The organism is Paraburkholderia sp. JHI2823 (genome assembly GCF_038900695.1).
Lineage (GTDB): Bacteria > Pseudomonadota > Gammaproteobacteria > Burkholderiales > Burkholderiaceae > Paraburkholderia > Paraburkholderia mimosarum.
In genome coordinates, this window is record NZ_JAYMRY010000005.1 from 61,188 (window position 1) to 77,534 (window position 16,347).

A 16,347-nucleotide genomic window follows, 5' to 3' on the forward strand; every position below is an offset into this window, starting at 1 on the left:
ACTGGATATGCGGCGCCTTCAGCGATGTGGGCCGCCGCTTCCCATGCCGCCGGCGTGGCCCATGCCGTTCCAGACGCCGCCGTGCCCGCCGTGGAAGCCACCATGCATGCCCGAAACCGGATGCATGTGAGGGCCGCCGGGATGGACATGATCCATGTGATGAAAATGATGAAAGCGGTCGATGAACACTAACGAGCCGCCCACGAACACGGGCGGCCACCAGCCGTACCACGGTCCGGCGTACCAGGTGGTCGAGTCGGTCCATGCCGCCGGGTAGACCAGCGTACCGTCGTTACTCTGCACGATCTGCCAGGTGCCGTCGGGCTGCAGGCACGCGAGGCCGCTGATCAGTTGCGGCGCGCCGTCGATCTCGGCGGTGCCGGTGACGGTGCGGCATGCGGGTGGCGGGTAATAAGACCCGTCTGCGGGCTGCTGCGACGCAACCGGCACCGAGCAGGCGCCCAGCAGGCAGGCCAGCACATTGAAGGCGAGAAGTTTGCGCATGATGTCGCCCCTCGCGATGGACCGGCCGCGCGGCGCGCGGGCTGCACGCCAAGGCCGTGAAGACTCCATCGTTACGCCTTGCACGCGCCTTCGTTCGCGCGGCTAGCGTGTCATCTGCAAAACGAAGGGCATCGAGGCGCTATTCCTTTCGTGGCGGGTGCATTGCCCGTGCCCCGATTACCGCGTATTGCCGCTGCGCGGCGGCCGGGCGCTTCATGCCTGCCAGTGCGTGACGAACGCGCGTATATCTTCGGTCACGCGTGCCGCGTGGTTGAAGTACATGCCATGCGTGCCGCCTTCGTAGACTTTCAGCGTTGCGCGCGCGAGTGCGGCAGCAGTGGGAGCCCCGGTGATCGCGAGCGGCGCCGAGGCATCGCAATCGCCGTGCAACACGAGAGCGGGCACGTCGATCGCGGCCAGTTCGCGGCGAAAATCGGTGGCCATCTGCACGCGGGGTAGCTGTATTGCCGCGAAGAACGACGTGCGCAGCATCATGTCTGCTGTCCACTGAATGGCCGTGCGCGAAGTGCCGGGGCTGAAGTAGGCCTCGGCGCGTCGTTCGATCCAGTCGGGGAATGAAGCGCACATCTCGGCGATCGAGGCTTCGAAGAGGCTCGCATCGAGCCCTGCGGGATTGTCGGCGGTCTTGAGCAGGTATGGCGTCGACGCCGGGGACACCAGCACGATGCCCGCCACGCGGCGCGAGCCGTGGCGGCTCAAATAGCGCACGATCTCCCCGCTCGCGAACGAATGGCCGACCAGCGTCACGCGCGCGAGGCTGCGTGCGTCGAGTACGGCTTCGAGGTCGTCGGCGAGCGTGTCGTAGTCGTAGCCGCGCCCAGGGTCGCTCGAACGGCCGTGCCCGCGGCGGTCGTACGCCACGCAGCGAAAGCCCGCGGCCGCGAGCGGCGCGCGTTGATAGTTCCACATGTCGGCGTCGAGCGTCCAGCCCGAAAGGAACACGAGCGGCGCGCCATCGCCCCAGTCGCTAAAGTGCAATGCGGTGTCGTCGTCGATGCGGATGTAGCCCGGTTGGCGGGCGTTGAGGGTGTCGCGTGCCATGGTCGTCGCTCCTTGCGCCTGGGTTGAGTGCGTGAGCGCCATGATCCGTGATGCGGTGCCCGCTGGCGATTACGTCGGAGGTAATGGCCATGCGGACTCGCCGCGATCGCGCGGTTCCGGCGTGCGGAAAAGCAGCGTGAGCACGCGCACAGGCGCGCCCGACAGGAAAAGGAAAAGGAAAACGCCCCGACGTGTCGTAACCCGTCGGGGCGTTTCTATTCCCGCTGGCGCGCAACGCGCAAAACGCGCGCTGCGTGCCGCAGTAGTAGCGGCTTAGCGTTGCGCGATCGGCTTCGCTTCGCGCGGCGTTTCGCCAATGAAGAGCTGGCGCGGACGGCCGATCTTCTGCTCGGCGTCGCCGATCATTTCGTTCCACTGCGCGATCCAGCCGATGGTGCGCGCCATCGCGAAGATGCAGGTGAACATCGAGGTCGGGATACCCAGCGCGCGCTGCACGATGCCCGAGTAGAAGTCGACGTTCGGGTAGAGCTTGCGCGACACGAAATATTCGTCTTCGAGTGCGATCTTTTCGAGCTGCATGGCGAGCTTGAACAGCGGATCGTCGTGCAGGCCGAGTTCGTTCAGCACTTCGTAGCACGTCTCGCGCATGAGCTTCGCACGCGGGTCGTAGTTCTTGTACACGCGGTGGCCGAAGCCCATCAGCTTCACGCCCGAGTTCTTGTCCTTCACCTGCTTGATGAACTCAGGAATCTTGTCCGGCGAGCCGATTTCTTCCAGCATGTTCAGCGCGGCTTCGTTCGCGCCGCCGTGCGCCGGGCCCCACAGACACGCGATACCCGCGGCGATACATGCGAACGGATTCGCACCCGACGAACCCGCGAGACGAACCGTCGACGTCGACGCGTTCTGCTCGTGGTCGGCGTGCAGGATGAGGATGCGGTCGAGCGCGCGCACGAGCACGTCGTTGACCTTGTACTCTTCGCACGGGTTCGAGAACATCATGCGCATGAAGTTCGCGCTGTACGACAGGTTGTTCTGCGGGTACACGAACGGCTGGCCGATCGAATACTTGTACGCCATGGCGACGAGCGTCGGCAGCTTCGCGATCATGCGGATCGCCGAAACTTCACGGTGCTTCGCGTTGTTGATGTCGAGCGAGTCGTGATAAAAGGCCGACAGCGCGCCGACCGCGGCGACGAGGATCGCCATCGGGTGCGCGTCGCGGCGGAAGCCGCGGAAGAAGAACTGCATCTGCTCGTGAACCATCGTGTGCTGCGTGACGGTCTTCACGAACTCCGCCTTCTGCGCCGCGTTCGGCAGTTCGCCCCGGTACAGCAGGTAGCAGGTTTCGAGGAAGTCGGCGTTTTGCGCGAGGTTGTCGATCGGGTAGCCGCGATAGAGCAGCTCGCCCTTGTCCCCGTCGATGTACGTGATCGCCGAGTTGCACGACGCCGTCGACATGAAGCCCGGGTCATACGTGAACTTGCCGGTCTGACCGTACAGTTTGCGGATGTCGATCACATCCGGGCCCATCGAGCCCTGGTAGATCGGCAGTTCGACGCTCGGCGAATTGTCGCTGAACGATAGCGTGGCTTTTACATCAGACGGGGTCATAGCACATCCTCAATCGAAGATAAACACGGGATTCGATAGTTTTGCACGTCCGGCGCGGCGCCCGCACTCATGCACAGCTGGACAACTGCGGCACAACTGCGGCGGCGGACGCCACGGCACTCAGACGTTCCGAAGCAGCTCCAGCACCCGCTTCACGTCCGGGTCGGCCAGGTCGCCTTCTGGTTCCTTGCGCGCGAGCAGCAAGTCCATCAGGTCGTTATCGCTCAGCTCCAGCAGGCGCGTGAGTGCGCCCACGTCGGCGTCGCTGAGATCATGCTCATAGCGCTCGAAAAACCGCTCGAAAATCAGATCGTTTTCGAGCAGGCCGCGCCGCGCGCGCCAGCGAAGGCGCGCGCGGCGATGGGGGTCAGACTGGTGCGATTCCATTTTCGGACAGCAGCATCAAACCGCGCGGCGGAACATCAGTTCCTTGATCTTGCCGATCGCCTTGGTCGGGTTCAGGCCCTTCGGGCAAACGTCGACGCAGTTCATGATCGTATGGCAACGGAACAGACGATACGGATCCTCGAGGTTATCGAGGCGCTCGCCGGTCGCCTCGTCGCGGCTGTCCGCGATGAAGCGGTAAGCCTGCAGGAGGCCTGCCGGGCCGACGAACTTGTCCGGGTTCCACCAGAAGCTCGGGCACGAGGTCGAGCAGCTTGCGCACAGAATACACTCGTACAGACCATCGAGCTCGTCACGCTGCTCCGGCGACTGCAGACGCTCCTTCTCGGGCGGCGGCGTGTCGTTGATCAGGAACGGCTTGATCGAGTGGTACTGGTTGAAGAACTGCGTGAAGTCGCAGATCAGGTCGCGCACGACGGGCAGGCCCGGCAGCGGACGCAGCACGATCTTCGCGGGCAGGTCGTTCAGGTTCGTGAGACACGCCAGACCGTTCTTGCCGTTGATGTTCATGGCGTCCGAACCGCACACGCCTTCACGGCACGAACGGCGGAACGACAGCGTCTCGTCCACTTCCTTGAGCTTCACCAGCGCGTCGAGCAGCATGCGCTCGTGCGTGAGGTCCAGCTCGTACGTCTGCATGCGCGGCGCTGCGTCCTTGTCCGGATCGTAGCGGTAGACTTCAAAAATACGTTTGGCCATTTCCGATTCCTTTTGACTGGCTTGTGCCTTAGAACGTACGCGCCTTCGGCGGCACGGACTCGACGGTCAGCGGTTGCATGTGGACCGGCTTGTAATCGAGTCGGTCACCTTCGCTGAACCAGAGCGTATGGCGCAGCCAGTTTTCGTCGTCGCGGTGTTCGAAGTCGCTCTGAGCGTGCGCACCACGGCTTTCCTTGCGGGCTTCAGCCGAAACCATCGTTGCGCGCGCAACTTCAATGAGGTTCGCCACTTCGAGCGCTTCCACGCGCGCCGTGTTGAACACCTTCGACTTGTCCTTCAGGTGGATGTGCTTCGCGCGTTCTGCAACCTGCGCGATTTCCTGCACACCTTCCGCCAGCAGCTTCGAGGTGCGGAACACGCCAGCGTGCTTCTGCATCGTGCCGCGGATGTCGTTCGCGACGCTTTGCGCGTACTCGCCCGAGGTCGACTTGTCGAGTTCGGCAAGGCGCGAGAGCGAGAAGTCGGCGGCGTCGGCCGGCAGCGGCTTGTGATCGCGCAGTTCCTTGACGTGCTTGACGATGTGGTTGCCGGCCGCACGGCCGAACACCACGAGGTCGAGCAGCGAGTTCGTGCCGAGGCGGTTCGCGCCGTGCACGGAAACGCACGAGCACTCGCCCACGGCGTAGAAGCCGTTCACGACTTCTTCGTGGCCCTTCGGCGTGCCCACGACCTGACCGTGGATGTTCGTCGGGATGCCGCCCATCTGGTAGTGGATGGTCGGCACGACCGGGATCGGCTCCTTGATGCAGTCGACGTTCGCGAACTTCAGCGCGATTTCGCGGATCGACGGCAGACGCTTCATGATCGTCTCAGCGCCGATGTGCGAGAGGTCGAGCAGCACGTGATCCTTGTTCGGACCCACGCCGCGGCCTTCCTTGATTTCCTGGTCCATCGAACGCGAGACGAAGTCGCGCGGTGCGAGGTCCTTCAGGGTCGGCGCGTAACGCTCCATGAAGCGCTCGCCGTTCGAGTTGCGCAGAATGCCGCCTTCGCCGCGCACGCCTTCCGTGATCAGCACGCCCGCGCCGGCCACGCCGGTCGGGTGGAACTGCCAGAACTCCATGTCCTGCAGCGCGATGCCCGAGCGGGCCGCCATGCCGAGGCCGTCACCGGTGTTGATGAACGCGTTGGTCGATGCCGCGAAGATGCGGCCCGCGCCGCCCGTGGCGAACAGCGTGGTCTTGCCTTCGAGGATGTAGACGTCGCCCGTTTCCATTTCGAGCGCGGTCACGCCGAGCACGTCGCCATCGGCGTCGCGGATCAGGTCGAGCGCCATCCATTCGACGAAGAACGTGGTCTTCGCCGCGACGTTCTGCTGGTACAGCGTGTGCAGCAGCGCGTGGCCGGTACGGTCAGCAGCGGCACAGGCGCGCTGGACCGGCTTCTCGCCGTAGTTGGCCGTGTGGCCGCCGAACGGGCGCTGATAGATCGTGCCGTCGGCGTTGCGGTCGAACGGCATGCCGAAGTGCTCGAGCTCGTACACGGCGTTCGGCGCTTCACGGCACATGAACTCGATCGCGTCCTGGTCGCCGAGCCAGTCGGAACCCTTGATCGTGTCGTAGAAGTGGTAGTGCCAGTTGTCTTCGCTCATGTTGCCGAGCGAGGCGCCGATGCCGCCCTGCGCCGCCACCGTGTGCGAACGCGTGGGAAACACCTTCGAGAGCACGCAAACCGACAGGCCGGCGCGCGCGAGTTGCAGCGAAGCGCGCATCCCCGAGCCGCCTGCGCCGACGATGACCACGTCGAACTTGCGACGCGGCAGAGAATTCTTGATTGCAGCCATTCTTTTACACTCTCCAGAGAATCTGAGCGGCGTAGCCGAGGCTGCCCAGCAGCCATGCGATCGTGAGGACGTCCAGCGTGATGCGCAGGCCGACCGGCTTGATGTAGTCCATCCAGATGTCGCGCACGCCGACCCACGCGTGGTAGAACAGCGCGACGAAGGTGACGAACGTGGCGAGCTTCATCCACTGCGCGGCGAAGATCGAGGCCCAGCCTTCGTACGAGAAGTCGTGCGCGCCGAAGAACAGGACGAGCAGCACGATCGTGTAGACCGCCATGATCACGGCGGTGGCGCGTTGTGCGATCCAGTCGCGGATGCCGTAGTGAGCGCCCACGACGAGGCGCTTCGGACCGATACCGTTGTTAGCCGACATTTTTTAGAACGCTCCGAAGAGTTTTGCCGCGAAGGCGATCGTGAGGACCGTGGAGATGATCACGACGACGAGGGAGGTCGTCTTGCCTTTTTCCTTGTTCACGAGGTCATGGCTAAAATCCATGCACAGGTGACGCACGCCGGCGCAGAAGTGAAACAGGAACGCCCACCCGAGGACCAGCACGATGAGCTTGACGATGATGTTGGAGAGGAAGCCCTTGAATACCTCGAAGCTCAGCTCCGAAGTGAGGCTCTGGTCCAACAGGAACAAGATGAAAGGCAGGAACAGGAACAACAACGCACCGCTGATGCGGTGGCCGATCGACACACGACCGGCCAGCGGCAGGCGGTATGCGAACAATATCTGCCCAAGCCCGATGTTCCGGTATTCCGGCCTCGGTTTTTTTGCGGCTTCTGCCATGCTAGACCCCTACTATGTGTTAACACTAACTCGCAATTTTAGCGCCTTTTCATAACGCGCTGCAGCGAAATCCACGCCGGGCAAGGCTCGTGGTGCGCGCAAGCAAAGGCACTCTGGGGAAGGGCTCCGCGCCTTTTGCGCGGCCGCCCGTCAACTCAAATCGTTCTGATAGTAGTACCCGGTTGTGACATACCATCCGCGGCGCACTTCGACCGGCCGGTCCCCATAGGTATAGGACACCCGCTCGACCGACAGCAGCGGAAAACCTGCCGGCACCTTGAGCAGATCGGCCACCGCGGGATCGGCGGCCACCGCGCGGATCTTTTCCGTCGCGCGAATCATGCGCGTGCCGAACTCCGTCTCGAACATCGCGTAGAGCGGCCCCTTGTATTCGGCGAGGCGCTCGCTCGTGAGCCCGCGGAACACGCCGCCGGGCAGCCAGATCTCGTCGAGCACGGTGCTTTCGCCGTCGAACTGCAGAAGACGCCGGATCAGCACCACCGGGTCGGACGGCTTGAGGTCGAGCTGGCGCGCGATCTCGGCCGAGGCGCGCAGGCGGCGGCAGTCGAGCAGCTTGCTCACGTGCGGGTGCTCCGCGCCGTCATCAGCGAGTAACCTCAGGAAGCGAAACTGGGCGCGCTCTTCGTTGTGCGTCGCAACAAACGTACCCTTGCCCTGGCGGCGCACCAGCAGATTGTCGGCCGCCAGTTCGTCGATCGCCTTGCGCACCGTCCCCTGGCTCACCTTGTAGCGGGCGGCCAGTTCGACTTCGCTGGGGATGATTTCGCCGGGCTTCCATTCGCCCGACTCGAGGCTCTGCGTAATCAGCCCCTTGATCTGCTGATAGAGGGGGCTGAAAGTCGCGGATGGCGGGACGGCGGACGCGGACGCTTGAGCCCCGCTCTCGGGAGCGGTGGAATTTGCGTTGCTGGCCGGGTTCGCACTCATGGCGCGCATTTCAACATAAAGCCCCCTGGGCATCAAGCATTTTGGCCGCAATAGTTATGTCTTATATAAGACATAAGATACTGTTGACTTTGACCCTGACGGCTCCTACACTGCCGAGCGAGCAAGGGTTTGCGGGCGGGCTGCAGACCGGTTTCCGGCCCCGCAAGCGGCTGGAAACGGAGAAGCCGCCGGCTGCATCCACCCCGTGGCGAATGCGCCGCAGGCCGCCTTGCACCATGCTGTCCCCCACGCAGTAAACGCAGTAGAGGTTTGATCCGCCTGGCCGGTTAGCGTGACTCAATGCGCGCCGCGCGTCTGTGGGAGAGCCCGAGCGAGCTGTTGCTGGAGTCGGCACACGCGAAGCGGCCAGCGCCCGGCGTCCCTCGAAGGGCGCCCCGTACATCTCTTGCCTTGTTGCAGATGGTTACCGGCACGGCGGTCCGTGCGGGCGGCGCGCGCGTCACGGCTCGGCAGTTGGCGCAGGTCCGGTGAGGTGCGCACGCAAGCTGTAAAGACCGCCTGTTTCACCTACGCTTCGTGTATCGCGCATATAGAATGGCGTTTTACCCTGGCGTCTAACGCACCTTCCTGGAGATTTTCAATGGCTAAGCCCGCAAAGCGCGTTGCCGTCACCGGCGCCGCAGGTCAGATCGCTTACTCCCTGCTGTTCCGCATCGCGAATGGCGACCTGCTCGGCAAGGATCAGCCCGTCATCCTGCAACTGCTCGACCTGCCCCAGGCGCAAGCCGCCGTCAAGGGCGTCGTGATGGAACTGGACGACTGCGCATTCCCGCTGCTCGCGGGCGTTGTCATCACCGACGACCCGAAGGTCGCGTTCAAGGACGCCGACGTCGCCCTGCTGGTTGGCGCGCGTCCCCGTTCGAAGGGCATGGAGCGTAAGGATCTGCTCTCGGCCAACGCCGAAATCTTCACGGTGCAGGGCAAGGCGCTCAACGACGTCGCCAGCCGCGACGTGAAGGTGCTGGTCGTCGGCAACCCGGCCAACACGAACGCCTACATCGCCATGAAGTCGGCTCCGGACCTGCCGAAGAAGAACTTCACCGCCATGCTGCGTCTGGACCACAACCGCGCGCTCTCGCAACTGGCCGCCAAGTCGGGCAAGCCGGTCGCTTCGATCGAGAAGCTCGCCGTGTGGGGCAACCACTCGCCGACGATGTACCCCGATTACCGTTTCGCCACCGTCGACGGCCAGTCGCTCAACGCGCTGATCAACGACGACGAATGGAACCGCAACACGTTCATCCCGACCGTCGGCAAGCGCGGCGCGGCGATCATCGAAGCGCGCGGCCTCTCGTCGGCGGCTTCGGCGGCCAACGCGGCGATCGACCACGTGCGTGACTGGGTCCTCGGCACGAACGGCAAGTGGGTCACGATGGGCATCCCGTCGGACGGCTCGTACGGCATCCCCGAAGACATCATCTACGGCGTGCCGGTGACCTGCGAAAACGGCGAGTACAAGCGCGTGGAAGGCCTCGAAATCGACGCGTTCTCGCGCGAGAAGATGGACGGCACGCTCAATGAGCTGCTCGAAGAGCGCGAAGGCGTGGCTCACCTGCTCGGCAAGTAAGCCAGCCGGGACGAACGGAACGAGCGATTCAGGCTCGTTCCGCTTCATGCGCGCGGCCCGGGCTGCGCGCCCCCGATCCGCATGCGCCTTGCCCAGACTGGCTTGCCGGCAGGACGCATCCGAATCCGGTCTCCCCTTACAACACTCGAATACCGACGCCGAAGATGCGCGCCATCCTCCCAGCGGAAGTGCTGTTTGACGGCGAAGCGCCGCCCGCCATCCTGCCCGCATGCGACCACTACGCGGGCAGCGAGAAGCTGATGCTGAAATCGCTGGCGCTGCAGCAGCAGCTCGGCCCGGTCTTCGACATCACGCTCGACTGCGAAGACGGCGCGCAGGTCGGCCGCGAGGCCGAGCACGCGGAGCTCGTGGCTTCGCTCATCGGCGGCGAACACGACCGCTTCGGCCGCGTGGGCGTGCGCATCCACGATTTCCATCACCGGCACTGGCGCGACGACGTGCGCCTGATCCTGCGCGCCGCGAAGCGCGCGCCGGCGTTCATCACGCTCCCCAAGATACGCGCCGTGGGCGACGCCGCCGAAATGACGTCGTTCATCGAAGCCACGCGCGTCGAGTTGGGCATCGACAAGCCAATTCCCGTTCAGCTGCTCGTGGAAACGCATGGCGCGCTCGCGCGCGTGTTCGACCTCGCCGCGCTGCGCGGCGTCGAGGCGCTGAGCTTTGGGCTGATGGACTTTGTCTCCGCGCACGACGGCGCAATTCCCGACACGGCCATGCGCTCGCCGGGCCAGTTCGATCACCCGCTCGTGCGCCGCGCGAAGCTCGAAATCGCGGCCGCGTGCCACGCCTTCGGCCGTGTGCCTTCGCATAATGTGAGCACGGAAGTGCGCGACATGGACGTGGTGGCGAACGACGCGCGCCGCGCGCGCAACGAGTTCGGCTACACGCGCATGTGGAGCATTCACCCGGCGCAGATTCCCGCGATCGTGGCCGCGTTCGCGCCGCGCGACGAAGAAATCGCGCTGGCCGCCGAAATCCTGCTGGCCGCGCAGCACGCGCAATGGGGTCCGACGCGCCACGGCGATACGCTGCACGACCGCGCGAGCTACCGCTATTACTGGTCCGTCCTGCGCCGCGCGCGCACCACGGGCCGCGCCGTGCCGCCCGAAGCCGCCCCCCTCTTCGCCCCTGGCGAACTGACCCGGGAACAGGCCTGAAGCGCGAGGCACGCCGGCAGCGAAAACGTTTTCAACGCATAGCGCCACGGCAGCGAAGCGGACTTCGCGCCACATGGCGCAACAGAGACAGACAAGGGCAGTTACAGCCAGTTACTCGCGAACCAAGGCTCAAACAACACAGGGCCCGAGAATTTGAAGTTCACGGCGATAAATAGGTGAAAATAGCGTCCGCTGCGCGCTTTCGGGGCGCACGCAGTGCAAACGGCGGCTGCCCCCGCAGCCGCGCACTGATCAACCGATTTAGATAGATAAAGGTTCGACTTCCATGAAGAAACTGCTGATCGCCGCTGTTATCGGCACGCTGTCCTCGACGCTGATGCTGGCCGCCACCGACGCCGCCGCACAAGGCACATCGTCCACCGCCACGCCCAAGAAGCCGGCTCCGAAGCACAAGATCATCAAGCGCAAGGCCAACCCGGCCAAGGAAGCGAAGGTCGACGCGGTCCCGGAAGGCTCGGAGCACTGGAGCTGCGCTGAAGGCATGCAGTTCGACCTGAAGGGCGACATGGCGCGTGACCAGATCGTCACCGTCCACTGGGCGAACAAGAACTACAACCTGCCGCGCCAGGCCACGACCACGGGCGCCGACCGCTTCCACGACGCCGCCACCGGCCTCGACCTCGTCGTGATCCCGACCAAGGCCATGCTGTTCTCGGACAAGGACAGCTCGCGTCTCGCCGACGAGTGCAAGACCGTTGCAATGCAGCAAGGCGCGCCGGCGCCGACGCAGGCCAACGCCCTTAACCGCAACGTTGCACCGGCAGCGAGCGGCGCAGCGGGCCAGTAAGCGCGAGCGGAACGCCTCGATGTCCGCGCCGACATCCAACGTCAGGCCGCAGCCGGATCAGGTACTGGTCGATATCGTCGACTACGTGCTGAACTTCCGTGTCGACAGCGCGCTTGCGCTGACCACGGCCCGGCATTGCCTGATCGACACGCTCGGCTGCGGACTCGAGGCGCTCTCCTACCCCGCCTGCACCAAGCTGCTAGGTCCGATCGTGCCGGGCACGGTCGTCCCGCACGGCGCAAAGGTGCCAGGCACGCAGTTCCAGCTCGACCCGGTTCAGGCCGCCTTCAACATCGGCGCGATGATCCGCTGGCTCGACTTCAACGACACCTGGCTCGCCGCCGAGTGGGGCCATCCGTCGGACAACCTGGGCGGCATCCTCGCGACCGCCGACTGGCTTTCGCGCACGGCCATTTCCCAGGGCAAGCCGCCGCTCACCATGAAGCACGTGCTCGAAGGCATGGTGAAGGCGCACGAGATCCAGGGCTGCATAGCGCTGGAAAACTCGTTCAACAAGGTCGGCCTCGACCATGTGCTGCTGGTGAAGCTCGCCTCGACGGCCGTGGTCGGCCAGATGCTCGGGCTCACGCGCGAAGAACTCATCAACGCCGTTTCGCTCGCCGTGGTCGACGGCCAGGCGCTGCGCACCTACCGCCACGCGCCCAACACGGGCTCGCGCAAGTCGTGGGCCGCGGGCGACGCCACCGCGCGCGCCGTGCGCCTCGCGCTCATGGCGAAGACCGGCGAGATGGGCTACCCCTCGGCGCTCACGGCGAAAACGTGGGGCTTCTACGATGTCTCGTTCAAGGGACAGCCGTTCCGCTTCCAGCGCCCCTACGGCACGTACGTGATGGAAAACGTGCTGTTCAAGATTTCGTTCCCCGCCGAATTCCACGCGCAGACCGCCGCCGAAGCCGCGATGACGCTGCACGGCGTGCTCGCCCAAAAGGGCAAGACGGTCGGGGACATCAAGCGCATCACCATTCGTACACACGAAGCGGCGATCCGCATCATCGACAAGAGCGGCCCGCTCGCGAACCCCGCCGACCGCGACCACTGCATCCAGTACATGGTCGCCGTGCCGCTCGTCTTCAGGCGTCTCACCGCCGCCGATTACGAAGACGAAGTCGCGAGCGACCCGCGCATCGACGCGTTGCGCGCCAAAACGGTGTGCGTGGAAGACCCGCAGTTCACGAAGGACTATCACGACCCCGCGAAGCGCTCGATCGCGAACGCGCTGAGCGTCGAACTGAACGACGGCACGGTGCTCGACGAGGTTGTCGTGGAGTACCCGATTGGCCACCAGCGGCGGCGCCAGGAAGGCATTCCGCTGCTGCTCGAGAAATTTCGAACCAACCTCGCGCGCCGCTTCCCGGCGAAGCAGCAGCAGGCTATTCTCGATGTCTCGCTGGACGAAGCGCGGCTATTCGGCTTACCCGTCAACGAGTACGTCGACATGTACGTGATCTGAGCAATCCGGCAGGCATCAGTAACAGCAGCAAGCGTGCAGTAAGCGTTATTTCCGCGATTAAACGAAGGAAAATACCATGGCTCACAACCTCCACAAAACGCTCAAGGAATTCGACAGCGGTTCCGGCAAAGGCAAGTTCTACTCGCTGCCGCAACTCGGCAAGCAGCTCGGCGTGAAGATCAATCGCCTGCCGGTCTCGATCCGTCTCGTGCTCGAGTCCGTGCTGCGTAACTACGACGGCAAGAAGATCGCGGAAGAGCATATCGAGCAACTCGCGAGCTGGAAGCCGAACGCCTCGCGCGTCGACGAGATCCCGTTCGTCGTCGCCCGCGTCGTGCTGCAGGACTTCACGGGCGTGCCGCTGCTCGCCGACATCGCCGCCATGCGCGGCGTCGCGAAGCAGGTCGGCAAGGATCCGAAGGTCATCGAGCCGCTCGTGCCGGTCGACCTCGTCGTCGACCATTCGGTCCAGATCGACTACTTCCGCCAGAAGGACGCGCTCGACCTGAACATGAAGCTGGAATTCCAGCGCAACAACGAGCGCTACCAGTTCATGAAGTGGGGCATGCAGGCGTTCGACACGTTCAAGGTCGTGCCGCCGGGCATCGGCATCGTCCACCAGGTCAACCTCGAATACCTCGCGCGCGGCGTGCACAAGAAGACGGAAGGCGGCGATACGGTCTACTACCCGGACACGCTCGTCGGCACCGACAGCCACACCACGATGATCAACGGCATCGGCGTGGTGGGCTGGGGCGTGGGCGGCATCGAAGCCGAAGCCGGCATGCTCGGCCAGCCGGTGTACTTCCTCACGCCGGACGTCGTGGGCGTCGAACTGAAGGGCAAGCTGCGCGAAGGCTGCACCGCAACCGACCTCGTGCTGACCATCACCGAAATGCTCCGCAAGGAGAAGGTCGTCGGCAAGTTCGTCGAGTTCTTCGGCGAAGGCACGGCATCGCTCTCGGTGCCGGACCGCGCGACCATCGGCAACATGGCGCCGGAATACGGCGCGACCATGGGCTTCTTCCCGGTCGACGAGAAGACGATCGACTACTTCAAGGGCACGGGCCGCACGCAGGCCGAAATCTCGGCCTTCGAGAACTACTTCAAGGCGCAGGATCTCTACGGCATTCCGAAGGCCGGCGACATCGACTACACGAAGACGCTCGTGCTCGATCTCGGCACCGTCGCGCCGTCGCTGGCCGGCCCGAAGCGCCCGCAGGACCGCATCGAAATCGGCAACGTGAAGTCGACCTTCATCGATCTGTTCTCGAAGCCGGTCGCGGAGAACGGCTTCAGCAAGAAGGCCGACGACCTCACGGCCGAATACGCCGTGACCGGCGACGTCAAGCTGCACAACGGCGACGTGCTAATCGCCGCCATCACGTCGTGCACGAACACGTCGAACCCGAGCGTGCTGCTGGCCGCCGGCCTGCTGGCGAAGAAGGCGGTGGAAGCCGGGCTCACGGTCGCCCCGCACATCAAGACCTCGCTGGCTCCGGGATCGCGCATCGTCACGGAATACCTGACGAAGACGGGCCTCCTGCCGTATCTCTCGAAGCTCGGCTTCGAACTCGCGGCATACGGCTGCACGACCTGTATCGGCAACGCCGGCGATCTCACGGCGGAACTGAACGAGTCCATCACGAAGAACGACGTGGTCGCCGCAGCGGTGCTGTCGGGCAACCGCAACTTCGAAGCGCGTATTCACCCGAACATTCGTGCGAACTTCCTGGCCTCGCCGCCGCTGGTCGTCGCTTACGCGATCGCGGGCAATATCACGCGCGACCTGATGACGGAGCCGGTGGGCAAGGGCAACGGCGGCCGTGACATCTACCTCGGCGACATCTGGCCGACGAGCGAGGAAGTCAACGCACTGCTCAAGTTCGCGCTCGATCCGGACGCGTTCCAGAAGAACTACAGCCAGCTCACGAAGAAGGGCGACCTGTGGAGCAAGATCGAAGGCGAAGAAGGCCAGGTCTACGACTGGCCGAAGTCGACCTACATTGCCGAGCCGCCTTTCTTCGGCAGCAGTTTTTCGATGACGCCGTCGTCGGAAGTCGCCGAGATCAAGGGCGCGCGCGCACTGGGCATCTTCGGTGACTCGGTCACGACCGACCACATCAGCCCGGCTGGCTCGATCAAGGAAGACTCGCCCGCGGGCAAGTGGCTGAAGGCGAACGGCGTGCAGAAGGCCGACTTCAACAGCTACGGCTCGCGCCGCGGCAACCACGACGTGATGATGCGTGGCACGTTCGCGAACGTACGCATCAAGAACCTGATGATTCCGGCAAAAGCCGACGGCACGCGCGTGGAAGGCGGCCTGACGATTCACCAGCCGGGCGGCGAACAGATGTCGATCTACGACGCCGCCATGAAGTACATCGACGCCGGCACGCCGACCATGGTGTTCGCCGGCGAAGAGTACGGCACGGGTTCGTCGCGCGACTGGGCAGCCAAGGGCACGCAACTGCTGGGCGTGAAGGCCGTGGTCGCACGCAGCTTCGAGCGCATCCACCGCTCGAACCTCGTTGGCATGGGCGTTCTGCCGCTGCAGTTCAAGGGTTCGGACAGCGTTCAGTCGCTTGGCCTGACCGGCGAGGAAACGTTCGACATCGAAGGCCTGACCGACGACTTCAAGCCGCAGCAGGACCTGACGCTCGTCATCCGCCGCAAGGATGGCAAGGAGGAACGCGTCGAGGTGCTGCTGCGCATCGATACGCCGATCGAAGTCGACTACTACAAGCACGGCGGTATTCTGCCGTTCGTGCTGCGCTCGCTGCTCGCGGCGTAAGTACGCAGTTTTTGCAGGTGCCGCGCCCGGCAACGGGTGCGGTCACATTTGAAGCTCGACGCAAGTCGGGCTTTTTTTTTGGCTTTTCCGTGGGTGCGTCACTCGACCAGCTTGTTCAACGCAGCAAACTCGATCAACGCCGCTAGCGAAGAAAGGCCGAGCTTGTCGAGCACGCGCGTCTTGTACGTGCTCACGGTTTTATCCGAGAGCCCGAGGCGCGCCGCGATGCCCTTGTTGCTCATACCGCGCGCGAGATATTGAAGCACCTCCACCTCGCGCGGCGAAAGCCCGTCTAGCGCCACGTCACGGCCGCCGCCGCAAGTGCCCGCCGGGAAGCAGTCGTAACCGAGCAGCACCGCTTTCACCACGCCGCACAGTTCCGCCACGCCGCGATTCTTGTTGACGTAGCCGTTCGCCCCTGCAACGCGCGTGTGATTGGCCATGACGAGTTCGGGCTTGGCCGACAGCACGAGAATGCGCGCGTCGGGCTGCTGTGTGCGAATGCCGCGGATGACCGAGAGGCCATCGAGCTTCGGCAACTCGAGGTCGAGAATCACCAGATCGGGCTTCAGTTCCCGCACGAGGCGCAGGCCCTCTTCCCCGTCGCCACACTCTCCTACCAGTTCGTACTCCGTATTCAGCACGTTGTGGAGCATCTTCAGCACGATCGGATGGTCATCGACTACAACGATGCGTTTCATTGTCTGTTCCATGGCGG

At 64.2% G+C, this 16,347-nt stretch carries 15 protein-coding genes; 5 read left to right on the forward strand and 10 right to left on the reverse strand.

The genetic code is table 11. The features are described from left to right. Positions 1 to 18 precede the first annotated feature (18 nt). The 9 genes from VSR34_RS07960 to VSR34_RS08000 all read right to left on the reverse strand — a co-directional run bounded on the left by VSR34_RS07960 (position 19) and on the right by VSR34_RS08000 (position 7,790). Positions 19 to 504 (reverse strand): hypothetical protein, encoded by a 486-nt coding sequence (locus tag VSR34_RS07960; protein WP_342962273.1) that lies wholly within the window; start codon positions 502 to 504, stop codon positions 19 to 21. A 213-nt stretch (positions 505 to 717) separates the two neighbouring features. Further along, entirely contained in the window at positions 718 to 1,566 is an 849-nt protein-coding gene (locus tag VSR34_RS07965) for an alpha/beta hydrolase (protein ID WP_042287936.1), read from the reverse strand. Between the two features lie 273 nt (positions 1,567 to 1,839). Then, positions 1,840 to 3,141: a citrate synthase gene (gene gltA / locus VSR34_RS07970; RefSeq protein ID WP_028211092.1), complete on the reverse strand. Its 1,302-nt coding sequence runs from the start codon at positions 3,139 to 3,141 to the stop codon at positions 1,840 to 1,842. Positions 3,142 to 3,261: 120 nt separating this feature from the next. Further along, on the reverse strand, positions 3,262 to 3,528 hold the full coding sequence (locus VSR34_RS07975; RefSeq protein ID WP_028211093.1) for a succinate dehydrogenase assembly factor 2: 267 nt from the start codon (positions 3,526 to 3,528) through the stop codon (positions 3,262 to 3,264). 15 nt (positions 3,529 to 3,543) lie between these two features. Continuing rightward, positions 3,544 to 4,245: a succinate dehydrogenase iron-sulfur subunit gene (locus VSR34_RS07980; protein WP_028211094.1), complete on the reverse strand. Its 702-nt coding sequence runs from the start codon at positions 4,243 to 4,245 to the stop codon at positions 3,544 to 3,546. A gap of 28 nt (positions 4,246 to 4,273) precedes the next feature. Further along, entirely contained in the window at positions 4,274 to 6,049 is a 1,776-nt protein-coding gene (gene sdhA / locus VSR34_RS07985; protein ID WP_028211095.1) for a succinate dehydrogenase flavoprotein subunit, read from the reverse strand. 4 nt (positions 6,050 to 6,053) lie between these two features. Next, positions 6,054 to 6,422 carry a succinate dehydrogenase, hydrophobic membrane anchor protein gene (gene sdhD, locus VSR34_RS07990; RefSeq protein ID WP_028211096.1) on the reverse strand — a complete coding sequence of 123 codons (369 nt, stop codon included), beginning with the start codon at positions 6,420 to 6,422 and terminating at the stop codon, positions 6,054 to 6,056. Positions 6,423 to 6,425: 3 nt separating this feature from the next. Then, on the reverse strand, positions 6,426 to 6,842 hold the full coding sequence (sdhC, locus tag VSR34_RS07995) for a succinate dehydrogenase, cytochrome b556 subunit (RefSeq protein WP_028229786.1): 417 nt from the start codon (positions 6,840 to 6,842) through the stop codon (positions 6,426 to 6,428). Positions 6,843 to 6,992: 150 nt separating this feature from the next. Then, positions 6,993 to 7,790 carry a GntR family transcriptional regulator gene (locus tag VSR34_RS08000; protein ID WP_062880697.1) on the reverse strand — a complete coding sequence of 266 codons (798 nt, stop codon included), beginning with the start codon at positions 7,788 to 7,790 and terminating at the stop codon, positions 6,993 to 6,995. A gap of 601 nt (positions 7,791 to 8,391) precedes the next feature. On the opposite strand from VSR34_RS08000, the gene VSR34_RS08005 reads away from it, so the two are divergent. From VSR34_RS08005 to acnA, 5 genes are all read left to right on the forward strand, one after another. Continuing rightward, positions 8,392 to 9,378 carry a malate dehydrogenase gene (locus tag VSR34_RS08005; RefSeq protein WP_342962274.1) on the forward strand — a complete coding sequence of 329 codons (987 nt, stop codon included), beginning with the start codon at positions 8,392 to 8,394 and terminating at the stop codon, positions 9,376 to 9,378. A 164-nt stretch (positions 9,379 to 9,542) separates the two neighbouring features. Beyond that, positions 9,543 to 10,556 carry an aldolase/citrate lyase family protein gene (locus VSR34_RS08010; protein WP_028229785.1) on the forward strand — a complete coding sequence of 338 codons (1,014 nt, stop codon included), beginning with the start codon at positions 9,543 to 9,545 and terminating at the stop codon, positions 10,554 to 10,556. 286 nt (positions 10,557 to 10,842) lie between these two features. Next, positions 10,843 to 11,364: a hypothetical protein gene (locus VSR34_RS08015; RefSeq protein ID WP_028211101.1), complete on the forward strand. Its 522-nt coding sequence runs from the start codon at positions 10,843 to 10,845 to the stop codon at positions 11,362 to 11,364. A gap of 19 nt (positions 11,365 to 11,383) precedes the next feature. Continuing rightward, positions 11,384 to 12,835 carry a bifunctional 2-methylcitrate dehydratase/aconitate hydratase gene (locus VSR34_RS08020; protein WP_342962275.1) on the forward strand — a complete coding sequence of 484 codons (1,452 nt, stop codon included), beginning with the start codon at positions 11,384 to 11,386 and terminating at the stop codon, positions 12,833 to 12,835. 76 nt (positions 12,836 to 12,911) lie between these two features. Beyond that, positions 12,912 to 15,629 (forward strand): aconitate hydratase AcnA, encoded by a 2,718-nt coding sequence (gene acnA / locus VSR34_RS08025; RefSeq protein WP_342962276.1) that lies wholly within the window; start codon positions 12,912 to 12,914, stop codon positions 15,627 to 15,629. 98 nt (positions 15,630 to 15,727) lie between these two features. On the opposite strand, the gene VSR34_RS08030 is transcribed toward acnA, so the two are convergent. Then, a complete protein-coding gene (locus VSR34_RS08030) occupies positions 15,728 to 16,330 on the reverse strand; it encodes a response regulator transcription factor (protein ID WP_028211104.1) in 603 nt (200 codons plus the stop codon). Positions 16,331 to 16,347: the final 17 nt, after the last annotated feature.

What these genes read in the sequence shown, in the direction of transcription:
- VSR34_RS07960 (WP_342962273.1), bottom strand. Translation starts at nt 504, where the DNA reads ATGCGCAAACTTCTCGCCTTCAATGTGCTGGCCTGCCTGCTGGGCGCC.
- VSR34_RS07965 (WP_042287936.1), bottom strand. Translation starts at nt 1,566, where the DNA reads ATGGCACGCGACACCCTCAACGCCCGCCAACCGGGCTACATCCGCATC.
- gltA (WP_028211092.1), bottom strand. Translation starts at nt 3,141, where the DNA reads ATGACCCCGTCTGATGTAAAAGCCACGCTATCGTTCAGCGACAATTCG.
- VSR34_RS07975 (WP_028211093.1), bottom strand. Translation starts at nt 3,528, where the DNA reads ATGGAATCGCACCAGTCTGACCCCCATCGCCGCGCGCGCCTTCGCTGG.
- VSR34_RS07980 (WP_028211094.1), bottom strand. Translation starts at nt 4,245, where the DNA reads ATGGCCAAACGTATTTTTGAAGTCTACCGCTACGATCCGGACAAGGAC.
- sdhA (WP_028211095.1), bottom strand. Translation starts at nt 6,049, where the DNA reads ATGGCTGCAATCAAGAATTCTCTGCCGCGTCGCAAGTTCGACGTGGTC.
- sdhD (WP_028211096.1), bottom strand. Translation starts at nt 6,422, where the DNA reads ATGTCGGCTAACAACGGTATCGGTCCGAAGCGCCTCGTCGTGGGCGCT.
- sdhC (WP_028229786.1), bottom strand. Translation starts at nt 6,842, where the DNA reads ATGGCAGAAGCCGCAAAAAAACCGAGGCCGGAATACCGGAACATCGGG.
- VSR34_RS08000 (WP_062880697.1), bottom strand. Translation starts at nt 7,790, where the DNA reads ATGAGTGCGAACCCGGCCAGCAACGCAAATTCCACCGCTCCCGAGAGC.
- VSR34_RS08005 (WP_342962274.1), top strand. Translation starts at nt 8,392, where the DNA reads ATGGCTAAGCCCGCAAAGCGCGTTGCCGTCACCGGCGCCGCAGGTCAG.
- VSR34_RS08010 (WP_028229785.1), top strand. Translation starts at nt 9,543, where the DNA reads ATGCGCGCCATCCTCCCAGCGGAAGTGCTGTTTGACGGCGAAGCGCCG.
- VSR34_RS08015 (WP_028211101.1), top strand. Translation starts at nt 10,843, where the DNA reads ATGAAGAAACTGCTGATCGCCGCTGTTATCGGCACGCTGTCCTCGACG.
- VSR34_RS08020 (WP_342962275.1), top strand. Translation starts at nt 11,384, where the DNA reads ATGTCCGCGCCGACATCCAACGTCAGGCCGCAGCCGGATCAGGTACTG.
- acnA (WP_342962276.1), top strand. Translation starts at nt 12,912, where the DNA reads ATGGCTCACAACCTCCACAAAACGCTCAAGGAATTCGACAGCGGTTCC.
- VSR34_RS08030 (WP_028211104.1), bottom strand. Translation starts at nt 16,330, where the DNA reads ATGAAACGCATCGTTGTAGTCGATGACCATCCGATCGTGCTGAAGATG.